Genomic DNA, 11,763 nt, shown 5'->3' with positions numbered 1-11,763 from the left:
GAAACAAGGATACGGGCGGTACGCCCCCGCAGGGGGCACACCGCCCGTACCCACGCTCCTGCCGTACGGCCGTCACCGGCCGTGACGGATCAGACGCGGCGACGCTTCGGCGGACGGCAGCCGTTGTGCGGCGTCGGGGTGACGTCCTGGATCGAACCGACCTCCAGGCCCGTGGCCTGCAGGGAGCGGATCGCGGTCTCGCGGCCGGAGCCCGGACCCTTCACGAAGACGTCGACCTTGCGCATGCCGTGCTCCTGCGCGCGGCGGGCGGCCGACTCGGCGGCCATCTGCGCGGCGAAGGGGGTGGACTTGCGCGAGCCCTTGAAGCCGACGTGGCCGGCGGAGGCCCAGGAGATCACGTTGCCCGAGGGGTCCGTGATCGAGACGATGGTGTTGTTGAACGTGCTCTTGATGTGCGCGTGGCCGTGAGCGACGTTCTTCTTTTCCTTGCGACGCACCTTCTTGGCTGCGCCCTGACGACCCTTGGGGGGCATGTCTTGACTCCAGATGGAGAGGGGAGGTGATCGGTCCTACAGCGAAGACCGCTGGTTGCTGCGCCTGTCCGGAGGTCCGGACGCGCGCAGTGCGTCCGCTGAGGACTACTTCTTGCCCGGCTTCTTCTTACCGGCGATCGCGCGACGCGGACCCTTGCGGGTACGGGCGTTGGTGCTGGTGCGCTGGCCGTGGACCGGCAGACCGCGGCGGTGACGGAGACCCTGGTAGCAGCCGATCTCGACCTTGCGGCGGATGTCGGCCTGGATCTCGCGGCGGAGGTCACCCTCGGTGCGGAGGTTGGCGTCCACGTACTCGCGGATCTTGACCAGGTCCTCTTCGGCCAGGTCACGAACGCGGGTGTTCGGGTTCACGCCGGCGGCGGCGAGGATCTCCTTGGACCGGGTGCGCCCGATACCGAAGACGTAGGTGAGGGCAACCTCCACGCGCTTTTCGCGCGGGATGTCAACACCTGAAACGCGTGCCATTCAATGGCTCCAGTTGTCATTTCGGGGGTCTTCCGCAGAACCACTCCCGACCGCCGACCCCTCGCTGGGAGAGGTGGTACGCCCGGGTCCCCGGCCCCCGCCGGAGGTGTCGTCAGCCGTGGCTTGGACGGGCTCTGCGTATGTACGTATTACGTGCGTCGCGCGAAGAACTGCGAGATGCAGGGGGTCGTGCGTCAGCCCTGGCGCTGCTTGTGGCGCAGGTTGTCGCAGATGACCATGACCCGACCGTGACGGCGGATCACCTTGCACTTGTCGCAGATCTTCTTGACGCTCGGCTTGACCTTCATGGGATGTCAGGTTCTCCGGGTCAGTGCCAGCACCCCGCCGAAGCGAGATGTGGGCAAGATCTACTTGTAGCGGTAGACGATCCGGCCACGCGTCAGGTCGTACGGGGAGAGCTCCACCACGACCCGGTCGTCCGGGAGGATTCGGATGTAGTGCATCCGCATCTTGCCGGAGATGTGCGCGAGGACCTTGTGACCGTTCTGGAGCTCTACCCTGAACATGGCGTTAGGGAGAGACTCGATCACGGTGCCCTCAATTTCGATGGCACCTTGCTTCTTGGCCACGCTTCGCCTTTCGAATCGGCTACCTTGATCGTCTCTCGTCGCCGCATGCGGACACACGGATGCACGAGAGCCGACGAGTCAGTCTACGTCAGCGGACTCCAAAAGACGAATCCGTCAAGTTTGCCCACCGCGGGAGATCCTTAGACCTCGCGGTGGCCGTCAATCATCCCAGAGGGTCGGGAGCCGCTTCCACGCCATATTGCGCCAGCTTCTCGCGGCCGCAGTCCGGAGCGGTCAGGACCAGCGGCCCCTGCTCCGTGAGGGCGATGCTGTGCTCCCAGTGCGAGGACCAGGTGCCGTCCGTGGTGATGACCGTCCACTCGTCCTCCAGCACCTCGGTGTGGGGCGTGCCGAGGGACACCATGGGCTCGATGGCCAGGCAGACGCCCGGGACCAGCTTGATGCCCTTGCCGCGCTTGCGGGAGACGTAGTTCAGCAGGTGCGGGTCCATGTGCATCTCGGTGCCGATGCCGTGCCCGCCGTAGTCCTCGACGATGCCGTACTTGCCGGTCGCCGGGCGGGGCTGGCGGCGGATGTAGGACTCGATCGCCTTGGAGATGTCGACCAGGCGGTTGTTCACCTTCATCGCGGCGATGCCGGCCCACATCGACTCCTCGGTCACCCGGGAGAGCTCGACCAGCTCCGGAGCGTGACCCGTGCCGACGAAGGCCGTGTACGCGGCGTCGCCGTGCCAGCCGTCGACGATCGCGCCGGCGTCGATGGAGATGATGTCGCCGTCCTTGAGAACCGTCTTGTCGTCCGGGATGCCGTGGACGACGACCTCGTTGACCGAGGTGCAGATGGTCGCGGGGAACCCGCCGTAACCGAGGAAGTTCGACTTCGCGCCGTGGTCGGCGATCACCTTGCGGGCGACCTGGTCCAGGTCCCGGGTGGTGGCGCCGGGCACCGCCGCCTCACAGGTGGCCGCGTGGATGGCAGCGACCACCAGCCCCGCCTCACGCATCTTCGCGATCTGCTCGGGGGTCTTGATCTGCACCATGCTGCGGCGCCTTTCGGGTGGGGACGGTGACGGGGGGCGGGTGATCCACGATACGGCGGATACGGGGGCAAGCAGTCGGCCGCGGCGCCCCAAGGGCGCCGCGGCCGACTTCACTGCCGAGTACTACACGTGCGCGCGCTCAGCCCTCGTCGGACTTCTTCAGCGCCTCCATGGCCCGGTCGGTCACGTCGGTGACCTTGCCGAGCGCGGAGATGGTGACCACCAGGTCCTGCGACCGGTAGTAGTCGATGATCGGCTCGGTCTGCGTGTGGTAGACCTCCAGCCGGGTACGCACCGTCTCCTCGCTGTCGTCCTCGCGCTGGTACAGCTCGCCGCCGCAGGTGTCGCAGACACCCTCGGTCTTCGGCGGGTTGTAGGTGGCGTGGAAGACGTGCGCGCTGTCGTTGCGGCAGATGCGGCGACCCGCGATCCGCTTCACGACCTCGTCCTCGGGGACCTCCAGGTCGAGCACGGCGTCCAGCTTCACGCCCTCGTCCTTGAGCATCACATCCAGGGCTTCGGCCTGACCCACGTTGCGCGGGAAGCCGTCGAGCAGGAAGCCGTTGACCGCGTCCGGCTGGGACATGCGGTCCTTGGCCATCCCGATCGTCACCTCGTCCGGCACCAGCTGCCCCGCGTCCATGTAGGCGCGGGCCTGCTTGCCAAGGTCAGTGCCCTGGCTGATGTTGGCGCGGAAGAGGTCGCCCGTTGAGATGTGCGGAATCGACAGGTTCTTGGCAAGGTACGCAGCCTGCGTTCCCTTGCCGGCACCCGGCGGGCCGACGAGGACGATTCGCATCAGCGGAGGAACCCTTCGTAATTGCGCTGCTGGAGCTGACTCTCAATCTGCTTCACGGTCTCCAGACCCACACCCACGATGATGAGGATGCTCGTCCCGCCGAACGGGAAGTTCTGGTTAGCGCCGCCGAAGCCTGCCAACGCCATCGTCGGCACCAGAGCGATCAGACCCAGGTACAGCGAGCCCGGCCAAGTGATCCTGTTGAGCACGTAGCTCAGGTACTCGGCAGTAGGTCGACCAGCCCGGATACCCGGGATGAAGCCACCATACTTCTTCATGTTGTCGGCCACTTCCTCGGGGTTGAACGAAATCGCCACGTAGAAGAAGGCGAAGAAGACGATCAACAGGAAGTAGGCGGTGATGTAGTACGGGTGGTCACCCTTGACGAAGTGGTCCTTGATCCAGGTGGCCCAGCCCGCGGTGGAGTTGGAGAACTGGACGATCAGGGCCGGGATGTAGAGCAGCGAAGAAGCGAAGATGACGGGGATCACACCCGCCTGGTTCACCTTGAGCGGGATGTAGGTGGACGTACCACCGTAGGAGCGGCGCCCGATCATGCGCTTCGCGTACTGCACCGGGATACGGCGCTGGGCCTGCTCGACGAAGACGACCAGGGCCACCATCACGAAGCCGATCAGGATGACGGTGCCGAACTCGATCCAGCCGTCCGCGAGCTTGCCGCTCGTCTTGATGGCCCACAGGGCGCCGGGGAAGCTCGCGGCGATCGAGATGAACATCAGGATCGACATGCCGTTGCCGATGCCGCGGTCGGTGATGAGCTCACCGAGCCACATGACGGCGGCGGTGCCGGCGGTCATCGTGACGACCATGACGACGGTCGTGAACATCGACCGGTTCGGAACGATCTGGTCGGCGACGGGGCAGCCGCTGAAGAGCGCACCGCTGCGGGCGGTGGCCACCAGGCCGGTTCCCTGGAGGATGGCGAGCGCGACCGTCAGATAACGCGTGTACTGCGTGATCTTGGTCTGGCCGGACTGCCCCTCCTTCTTGAGCGCCTCGAGTCGGGGAATGACGACGGTCAGCAGCTGGAGAATGATGCTGGCCGTGATGTACGGCATGATGCCGAGCGCGAAGATCGTGATCTGCAGCAGCGCACCACCGCTGAACATGTTCACCAGGCCGAAGAGGCTGTTGTTGCCCTTACTTGCCTGATCAACACAGGTCTGGACGTTCTCGTAGCTGACTCCCGGTACCGGGATGTGGGCCCCGAGCCGGTAGAGCACGATGATGCCGAGTGTGAAGAACAGCTTCTTGCGCAGGTCGGGCGTCTTGAACGCCCGGGCGAAGCCGGTGAGCACGGTGCCTCCTGCGACCCCCGCGCAGAGCGTAGAGGTGACGGTCTTGAGGATCGACGGATACGTAACAGTCAAAGGGCTCCCGGGCGCGTGCGCCCAGGGGTTACCACAGCAACGGACGCCACCTTACCGGCGTACATGCCCCCCTAGGAACGACCAACCGGGGATGCCCTATATGAGAGGGCATCCCCGGTCGGATGTTCAGGCCACCGATGTGTCCGAGTTGTCTCAGACGAGCTCGGTGACGGTGCCGCCGGCGGCGGCAATCTTCTCCTTGGCGGAGCCGGAGACGGCGTCAACCGAAACCTGCAGCGCCACGGAGATCTCGCCCTGTCCGAGGACCTTGACGAGGTGGTTGTTGCGCACGGCACCCTTGGCGACCAGGTCGGCCACCGTGACCTCTCCACCCTCGGGGTAGAGCGTCGCGAGCTTGTCCAGGTTCACGACCTGGTACTCCGTGCGGAACGGGTTCTTGAAGCCCTTGAGCTTCGGGAGACGCATGTGGAGGGGCATCTGCCCACCCTCGAAGCGCTCCGGAACCTGGTAACGGGCCTTGGTGCCCTTGGTACCACGACCAGCGGTCTTACCCTTGGACGCCTCACCACGACCCACACGGGTCTTGGCGGTCTTGGCGCCCGGGGCAGGCCGGAGGTCATGCGCCTTCAGCGGCTTGTTCTCCGCCATGTCAGTCGACCTCCTCAACCGTCACGAGGTGGCGGACGGTGTGCACCATGCCGCGGAACTCGGGGCGGTCCTCCTTGACAACCACGTCGTGCAGGCGCTTGAGCCCGAGCGAACGCAGGGTGTCGCGGTGGTTCTGCTTGCTGCCGATGTACGACTTCGTCTGCGTGATCTTGAGGCGAGCCATTACGCACCCGCTCCCGCACGCGCACGAAGCAGGGCCGCGGGGGCGACGTCCTCGAGCGGCAGACCGCGGCGGGCCGCGATCTCCTCGGGACGCTGCAGGCCCTGGAGGGCCGCCACGGTCGCGTGCACGATGTTGATCGGGTTCGAGGACCCGAGCGACTTCGACAGGATGTCGTGAACGCCGGCGCACTCGAGAACGGCGCGCACCGGGCCACCGGCGATCACGCCGGTACCGGGGGAAGCCGGCTTGAGCAGGACGACGCCCGCAGCCTTCTCGCCCTGGATCGGGTGAGGAATGGTGCCCTGGATGCGGGGGACCTTGAAGAAGTTCTTCTTGGCCTCTTCGACACCCTTGGCAATGGCCGCGGGAACTTCCTTGGCCTTGCCGTAACCGACACCGACGGTGCCGTCACCATCGCCCACCACGACCAGCGCGGTGAAGCTGAAGCGACGACCACCCTTCACAACCTTGGCGACACGGTTGATCGCGACGACACGCTCGACGTACGCGGTCTTCTCGGCGGCGGCAGCGCCGCCGTCACGGCCCTTCCGGTCCCGCCGCTCGCCGCCACCGGCACCGCTTCCGCGGCGCTGGGGTCCAGCCATTGGATTTACCTCTCTCTGTTACGTCCGCTGTGCGTAGGAACCGGGGCTAGAACTTCAGCCCGGCTTCACGGGCGGCGTCAGCCAGAGCGGCAATCCGCCCGGCGTACTGGTTACCACCGCGGTCAAACACGACGGCCTCGACGCCTGCGGCCTTGGCACGCTCGGCGACCAGGGCGCCGACCTGCTTGGCCTGGCTGCTCTTGTCGCCCTCGCCACCACGGATGGAGACGTCCAGGGTCGACGCCGACGCGAGCGTGTGGCCCGCGATGTCGTCGATGACCTGAGCCACCATGTGGCGGTTGGACCGCGTCACGACCAAGCGCGGACGCTCCGGCGAACCGGAGATGTGCTTGCGGACGCGGATGTGGCGACGCTTGAGAGCGGCGCGCTTGTACGCGTCGCCCTTGGCGATCTTCACGCCGTATGCCATCGCTACTTACCAGCCTTTCCGACCTTGCGGCGGATGACCTCGCCGGCGTACTTGACGCCCTTGGCCTTGTACGGGTCAGGCTTCCGCAGCTTGCGGATCTTGGCCGCGGTCTCGCCGACCTTCTGCTTGTCGATGCCCTCGACGGTGAACTTCGTGGGGGTCTCCACCTTGAAGGTGATGCCCTCCGGGGCCTCGATCAGGATCGGGTGGCTGTAGCCCAGGGCGAACTCCAGGTTGGAGCCCTTCGCCTGGACGCGGTAACCGACACCACTGATCTCGAGCGCCTTGATGTATCCCTGGGTCACACCGGTGATCATGTTCGCCACCAGCGTGCGGGACAGGCCGTGCAGGGCCTTGTTCTGACGCTCGTCGTTCGGGCGGACGACGTTCAGAACGCCGTCCTCACCCTTGGTGACCTCGATCGGCGCGGCAACGGTGTGCGTGAGGGTGCCCTTGGGGCCCTTCACCGCGACCGTACGGCCATCGATGGTGACGTCCACACCGGCGGGAACCTGGATGGGGAGCTTGCCGATTCGCGACATGAGCTATTCCTCCGTTCCCGACTACCAGACGTAGGCGAGGACTTCCCCACCTACGCCCTTCTTCTGAGCCTGCTGGCCGGTCAGGAGACCGTGGGACGTGGAGATGATCGCCACGCCCAGGCCGCCGAGGACCTTCGGCAGGTTGGTGGACTTTGCGTAGACACGCAGACCCGGCTTCGAGATTCGCTTGATGCCGGCGATCGAGCGCTCGCGGTTCGGGCCGAACTTCAGCTCGAGAACGAGGTTCTTGCCGACCTCGGCGTCCTCGACCTTCCAGCCCGTGATGAAGCCCTCCTGCTGGAGGATCTCCGCGATGTGCGACTTGATCTTGCTGTGCGGCATCGTGACGTCGTCGTGATACGCCGAGTTCGCGTTACGCAGACGCGTGAGCATGTCTGCGATGGGATCAGTCATGGTCATGAGTTGGCCTTCGGCCTCTCTCGCCGGGGTTTCCTGTATGCGCCATCCCTCTCCCCGCTCAGAGGCGGGACGGGTGCGGTGCGGGGACCTACGGCGTAGTAAGTCGGTCTTGGGCGGCAGGCGCCCAACCCTGCAAGCCTACGGCATGCGGGGCCGGACTCCTGCCGACCAGATGCTTACCGAGAGTCTCCGGTGATTCCCAACGCCCAAAGGGCGAAGGAGAATTACCAGGAGCTCTTGGTCACGCCCGGCAGCTCGCCACGGTGAGCCATCTCACGAAGGCACACGCGGCACAGGCCGAACTTGCGGTAGACGGAGTGGGGCCGGCCGCAGCGCTGGCAGCGGGTGTACCCGCGGACGCCGAACTTCGGCTTGCGGGCGGCCTTAGCGATCAGAGCCTTCTTCGCCACGGTCAGTTCTCCTTGAACGGGAAGCCGAGGTGACGAAGGAGGGCACGACCCTCGTCGTCATTGGTCGCCGTGGTGACCACGGTGATGTCCATGCCCCGGACCCGGTCGATCTTGTCCTGGTCGATCTCGTGGAACATGACCTGCTCCGTGAGACCGAAGGTGTAGTTGCCACGGCCGTCGAACTGCTTGGGCGACAGGCCACGGAAGTCACGGATACGCGGCAGCGCGAGCGACAGCGTACGGTCCAGGAACTCCCACATGCGGTCACCGCGGAGGGTGACGTGGCAGCCGATCGGCTGCCCCTCGCGCAGCTTGAACTGCGCGATCGACTTGCGGGCCTTGGTGACGGCCGGCTTCTGACCGGTGATCGTGGTGAGGTCGCGCACGGCGCCGTCGATCAGCTTGGAGTCGCGGGCGGCGTCGCCCACACCCATGTTGACCACGATCTTGACCAGACCGGGGATCTGCATGACGTTCTCGTAGGAGAACTCCTCACGCAGCTTGCCGGCGATTTCCTCGCGGTAGCGCGTCTTGAGACGCGGCGCGGTGGTGGTAGTCATCAGATGTCCTCACCGGTGCGCTTGGCAACACGGATCTTGTTGCCCTCGTCGTCAAAGCGGTAGCCGACGCGAGTAACGACCTTGTTGCCGTCCTTCTCAACAACCAGCTGCACGTTGCTGACGTGGACGGGCGCCTCGGTCGTCACAATGCCACCGGTCTGCGAACCGCGAGCGGTCTGGCCGGCCTTGGTGTGCTTCTTGACCCGGTTGACACCCTCGACGAGGACGCGGTCCTGAGCGGGGTAGGCCACGATGACCTTGCCCTGCTTGCCCTTGTCCTTACCGGTGATGACCTGAACCAGGTCGCCCTTCTTGATCTTCATGCTTACAGCACCTCCGGCGCGAGCGAGATGATCTTCATGAACTTCTTCTCGCGCAGCTCACGGCCCACCGGGCCGAAGATACGGGTGCCGCGGGGGTCGCCGTCGTTCTTCAGAATGACGGCGGCGTTCTCGTCGAAGCGGATGTACGAGCCATCCTGACGACGACGCTCCTTGACGGTGCGAACGATGACGGCCTTGACGACGTCACCCTTCTTCACGTTGCCACCGGGGATCGCGTCCTTGACGGTGGCGACGATGACGTCACCGATGCCCGCGTAGCGGCGACCCGAGCCACCGAGAACACGGATGGTGAGAATTTCCTTCGCACCCGTGTTGTCGGCGACGCGCAGTCGCGACTCCTGCTGGATCACGTCTATCTCCTGATCGTCTGCCGGTTCCCGGCAGGGGCTCCGTTGCGGGAGCCCCTGCCGAGCCTGGCGGAACTGACCTGAGGGGAATGCCCCTCAGGAATTACTTGGCCTTCTCGAGGATCTCGACGATGCGCCACCGCTTGGTGGCGGACAGCGGCCGGGTCTCCATCAGGAGGACGCGGTCGCCGACACCGGCGGAGTTCTGCTCGTCGTGGGCCTTGAGCTTGTTCGTACGGCGGATGACCTTGCCGTACAGCGCGTGCTTGACGCGGTCCTCGACGGCGACGACGACGGTCTTGTCCATCTTGTCGCCGACGACGAGGCCCTCACGGGTCTTGCGGAAGCCGCGCTCAGTGTTCGTCTCAGTCACAGTGTTCTCGCTCATCAGACGCTCTCCACCGTCTCGATGCCCAGCTCGCGCTCGCGCATCAGGGTGTAGATCCGGGCGATGTCCTTACGGACGGACTTGAGCCGGCCGTGGTTTTCGAGCTGTCCGGTCGCCGCCTGGAAGCGGAGGTTGAACAGCTCTTCCTTGGCCTCGCGGAGCTTGTTGAGGAGCTCCTCGTTGCCCAGCTCGCGCAGCTCGGACGCCTTGGTACCGGCCGACATCACGACTCACCTGCCTCGCGCCGAACGATCCGGCACTTCATCGGAAGCTTGTGAGCAGCGCGGGTGAGCGCCTCACGAGCAATCTTCTCGTTCGGGTAGGACAGCTCGAACATCACCCGACCCGGCTTGACGTTCGCGATCCACCACTCGGGAGAACCCTTACCGGAACCCATGCGGGTCTCGGCCGGCTTCTTCGTCAGGGGACGGTCCGGGTAGATGTTGATCCAGACCTTGCCGCCACGCTTGATGTGACGGGTCATCGCGATACGAGCGGACTCGATCTGACGGTTCGTCACGTACGCCGGGGTCAGCGCCTGGATGCCGTACTCGCCGAACGCAACCTGCGTGCCACCCTTGGACATACCGCTGCGCTTCGGGTGGTGCTGCTTGCGGTGCTTGACCCTACGGGGGATCAGCATTTCGGTCAGGCCTCCGTTCCGGTGCTCTCAGCAGCCGGAGCAGCGGCGGGCGCCTCGGCCTTGGGGGCCTCGGCGGCCGGAGCCGACTGCTGCGGCTTGCGGCCGCGGCCGCCACGCTCGCCACCGCGGCCACCGCGGCCGGCCGGGCGGTCAGCGCCGCCACGGGCCGGGCGGTTGCCCGCACGGGCAGCAGCGTTCTCGGCGCGGACCTCGGCGATGTTCTTGACGTCGCCCTTGTAGATCCAGACCTTCACGCCGATGCGGCCGAAGGTCGTCTTGGCCTCGAAGAAGCCGTAGTCGACGTTCGCGCGGAGCGTGTGCAGGGGCACGCGGCCCTCGCGGTAGAACTCCGAGCGGGACATCTCGGCGCCGCCGAGGCGGCCACCGCACTGGACCTTGATGCCCTTGGCGCCGGCCTTCATCGAGCTCTGCATGCTCTTGCGCATGGCCCGACGGAAGGAGACGCGGGAGGAGAGCTGCTCGGCGACGGCCTGGGCCACCAGCTGAGCGTCCACCTCGGGGTTCTTGACCTCGAGGATGTTCAGCTGGACCTGCTTGCCGGTCAGCTTCTCCAGCTCGCCACGGATGCGGTCGGCCTCGGCGCCGCGGCGGCCGATGACGATGCCCGGGCGGGCGGTGTGGATGTCAACGCGGACGCGGTCGCGGGTGCGCTCGATCTCGACCTTCGAGATGCCGGCCCGCTCCATGCCCTTCGTCATCATGCGACGAATGGCGACGTCTTCCTTGACGTAGTCCTTGTACAGCTTGTCGGCGTACCAGCGGGACTTGAAGTCCGTGGTGATGCCGAGCCGGAACCCGTGCGGGTTTACCTTCTGGCCCATTACCGGGTTCCTTCCTTGCTGCTGACGACCACGGTGATGTGGCTGGTCCGCTTACGGATCCGGTAGGCACGGCCCTGGGCACGCGGACGGAACCGCTTCAGGGTCGGGCCCTCGTCCACGTACGCCTCGCTGATGACCAGCGAAGAGGCGTCGGTGTGGTCGTAGTTGTGTGCAGCGTTGGCAATGGCGCTGTCCAGCACCTTGCCAACCGGCACGCTCGCGGCCTGCGGGGCGAAACGCAGGACCGCCTGAGCCTCCGTGGCATCCATGCCACGGATGAGGTCCACCACGCGGCGGGCCTTCATGGGCGTGACGCGGATGTACCGCGCCTGGGCCCTGGCTTCCATGGTTGTCCCTTCGGTGTAAGTCATAGTCAGGTCACCCCGCGTTAGCGGCGCTTCGACTTCCGGTCGTCCTTGACGTGGCCGCGGAAGGTGCGAGTCGGCGAGAACTCGCCGAGCTTGTGGCCGACCATCGACTCGGTGACGAACACCGGGACGTGGATCTTGCCGTTGTGCACCGCGATGGTGTGACCCAGCATGGCCGGGACGATCATCGAGCGACGGGACCAGGTCTTGATGACGTTCTTGGTGCCTGCCTCGTTCTGTACGTCCACCTTCTTGGCGAGGTGGCCGTCGACGAAGGGCCCCTTCTTGAGACTGCGCGGCATCTAAACCCG

General features: G+C 65.7%; 23 protein-coding genes. All 23 read right to left on the bottom strand.

What is annotated here, in order from left to right:
* Positions 1–89 precede the first annotated feature (89 nt).
* Positions 90–494: a 30S ribosomal protein S11 gene (gene rpsK / locus E6P78_RS02120; RefSeq protein ID WP_003956432.1), complete on the bottom strand. Its 405-nt coding sequence runs from the start codon at positions 492–494 to the stop codon at positions 90–92.
* Between the two features lie 105 nt (positions 495–599).
* Positions 600–980: a 30S ribosomal protein S13 gene (gene rpsM / locus E6P78_RS02115; RefSeq protein WP_136201725.1), complete on the bottom strand. Its 381-nt coding sequence runs from the start codon at positions 978–980 to the stop codon at positions 600–602.
* Positions 981–1,174: 194 nt separating this feature from the next.
* The gene (rpmJ, locus tag E6P78_RS02110) at positions 1,175–1,288 is read right to left on the bottom strand and encodes a 50S ribosomal protein L36 (protein ID WP_003956441.1); all 114 of its coding nucleotides are present in this window, start codon (positions 1,286–1,288) and stop codon (positions 1,175–1,177) included.
* Positions 1,289–1,348: 60 nt separating this feature from the next.
* Positions 1,349–1,570, bottom strand: coding sequence for a translation initiation factor IF-1 (gene infA / locus E6P78_RS02105; protein WP_014047798.1), 222 nt, complete (start codon positions 1,568–1,570; stop codon positions 1,349–1,351).
* Positions 1,571–1,733: 163 nt separating this feature from the next.
* Entirely contained in the window at positions 1,734–2,570 is an 837-nt protein-coding gene (gene map / locus E6P78_RS02100; RefSeq protein WP_136201724.1) for a type I methionyl aminopeptidase, read from the bottom strand.
* A 139-nt stretch (positions 2,571–2,709) separates the two neighbouring features.
* Positions 2,710–3,369, bottom strand: coding sequence for an adenylate kinase (locus E6P78_RS02095; protein WP_136201723.1), 660 nt, complete (start codon positions 3,367–3,369; stop codon positions 2,710–2,712).
* Entirely contained in the window at positions 3,369–4,688 is a 1,320-nt protein-coding gene (secY, locus tag E6P78_RS02090) for a preprotein translocase subunit SecY (RefSeq protein ID WP_136201784.1), read from the bottom strand. The genes E6P78_RS02095 and secY overlap by 1 nt, the downstream gene beginning before the upstream one ends.
* A gap of 225 nt (positions 4,689–4,913) precedes the next feature.
* Positions 4,914–5,369, bottom strand: coding sequence for a 50S ribosomal protein L15 (gene rplO, locus E6P78_RS02085; protein WP_018550610.1), 456 nt, complete (start codon positions 5,367–5,369; stop codon positions 4,914–4,916).
* A 1-nt stretch (position 5,370) separates the two neighbouring features.
* Positions 5,371–5,553 carry a 50S ribosomal protein L30 gene (rpmD, locus tag E6P78_RS02080; RefSeq protein ID WP_018550611.1) on the bottom strand — a complete coding sequence of 61 codons (183 nt, stop codon included), beginning with the start codon at positions 5,551–5,553 and terminating at the stop codon, positions 5,371–5,373.
* Entirely contained in the window at positions 5,553–6,158 is a 606-nt protein-coding gene (rpsE, locus tag E6P78_RS02075) for a 30S ribosomal protein S5 (RefSeq protein WP_018101216.1), read from the bottom strand. The genes rpmD and rpsE overlap by 1 nt, the downstream gene beginning before the upstream one ends.
* A 46-nt stretch (positions 6,159–6,204) precedes the next feature.
* On the bottom strand, positions 6,205–6,588 hold the full coding sequence (gene rplR / locus E6P78_RS02070; protein WP_018550612.1) for a 50S ribosomal protein L18: 384 nt from the start codon (positions 6,586–6,588) through the stop codon (positions 6,205–6,207).
* Between the two features lie 2 nt (positions 6,589–6,590).
* Complete coding sequence (rplF, locus tag E6P78_RS02065) at positions 6,591–7,130, bottom strand: 50S ribosomal protein L6 (RefSeq protein ID WP_018550613.1); 540 nt, start codon at positions 7,128–7,130, stop codon at positions 6,591–6,593.
* 21 nt (positions 7,131–7,151) lie between these two features.
* A complete protein-coding gene (rpsH, locus tag E6P78_RS02060; protein ID WP_018550614.1) occupies positions 7,152–7,550 on the bottom strand; it encodes a 30S ribosomal protein S8 in 399 nt (132 codons plus the stop codon).
* A 224-nt stretch (positions 7,551–7,774) separates the two neighbouring features.
* Positions 7,775–7,960 carry a type Z 30S ribosomal protein S14 gene (locus tag E6P78_RS02050; RefSeq protein WP_003948630.1) on the bottom strand — a complete coding sequence of 62 codons (186 nt, stop codon included), beginning with the start codon at positions 7,958–7,960 and terminating at the stop codon, positions 7,775–7,777.
* 2 nt (positions 7,961–7,962) lie between these two features.
* Positions 7,963–8,520, bottom strand: coding sequence for a 50S ribosomal protein L5 (gene rplE / locus E6P78_RS02045; RefSeq protein WP_018550615.1), 558 nt, complete (start codon positions 8,518–8,520; stop codon positions 7,963–7,965).
* Positions 8,520–8,843, bottom strand: coding sequence for a 50S ribosomal protein L24 (gene rplX, locus E6P78_RS02040; RefSeq protein WP_018550616.1), 324 nt, complete (start codon positions 8,841–8,843; stop codon positions 8,520–8,522). The genes rplE and rplX overlap by 1 nt, the downstream gene beginning before the upstream one ends.
* Positions 8,844–8,845: 2 nt before the next feature.
* Complete coding sequence (rplN, locus tag E6P78_RS02035) at positions 8,846–9,214, bottom strand: 50S ribosomal protein L14 (protein ID WP_003966950.1); 369 nt, start codon at positions 9,212–9,214, stop codon at positions 8,846–8,848.
* A gap of 100 nt (positions 9,215–9,314) precedes the next feature.
* Positions 9,315–9,599, bottom strand: a complete 285-nt coding sequence (gene rpsQ, locus E6P78_RS02030; RefSeq protein ID WP_136201721.1) for a 30S ribosomal protein S17 — start codon at positions 9,597–9,599, stop codon at positions 9,315–9,317.
* Positions 9,599–9,823, bottom strand: a complete 225-nt coding sequence (rpmC, locus tag E6P78_RS02025; protein ID WP_014047786.1) for a 50S ribosomal protein L29 — start codon at positions 9,821–9,823, stop codon at positions 9,599–9,601. The genes rpsQ and rpmC overlap by 1 nt, the downstream gene beginning before the upstream one ends.
* Positions 9,823–10,242 (bottom strand): 50S ribosomal protein L16, encoded by a 420-nt coding sequence (gene rplP, locus E6P78_RS02020; RefSeq protein ID WP_003966953.1) that lies wholly within the window; start codon positions 10,240–10,242, stop codon positions 9,823–9,825. Before rplP ends, rpmC begins: the two co-directional genes overlap by 1 nt.
* Before the next feature lie 5 nt (positions 10,243–10,247).
* The gene (rpsC, locus tag E6P78_RS02015; protein ID WP_018550618.1) at positions 10,248–11,084 is read right to left on the bottom strand and encodes a 30S ribosomal protein S3; all 837 of its coding nucleotides are present in this window, start codon (positions 11,082–11,084) and stop codon (positions 10,248–10,250) included.
* The gene (rplV, locus tag E6P78_RS02010) at positions 11,084–11,431 is read right to left on the bottom strand and encodes a 50S ribosomal protein L22 (RefSeq protein ID WP_004571827.1); all 348 of its coding nucleotides are present in this window, start codon (positions 11,429–11,431) and stop codon (positions 11,084–11,086) included. Before rplV ends, rpsC begins: the two co-directional genes overlap by 1 nt.
* Positions 11,432–11,472: 41 nt before the next feature.
* Positions 11,473–11,754 carry a 30S ribosomal protein S19 gene (gene rpsS / locus E6P78_RS02005; protein WP_018101224.1) on the bottom strand — a complete coding sequence of 94 codons (282 nt, stop codon included), beginning with the start codon at positions 11,752–11,754 and terminating at the stop codon, positions 11,473–11,475.
* Positions 11,755–11,763: the final 9 nt, after the last annotated feature.

The organism is Streptomyces sp. A0958 (assembly GCF_004795035.1).
Classification (GTDB): Bacteria; Actinomycetota; Actinomycetes; order Streptomycetales; family Streptomycetaceae; genus Streptomyces.
Note: the sequence above shows the minus strand (reverse complement) of the source record. Positions and strands in the feature narration are given on the sequence as shown.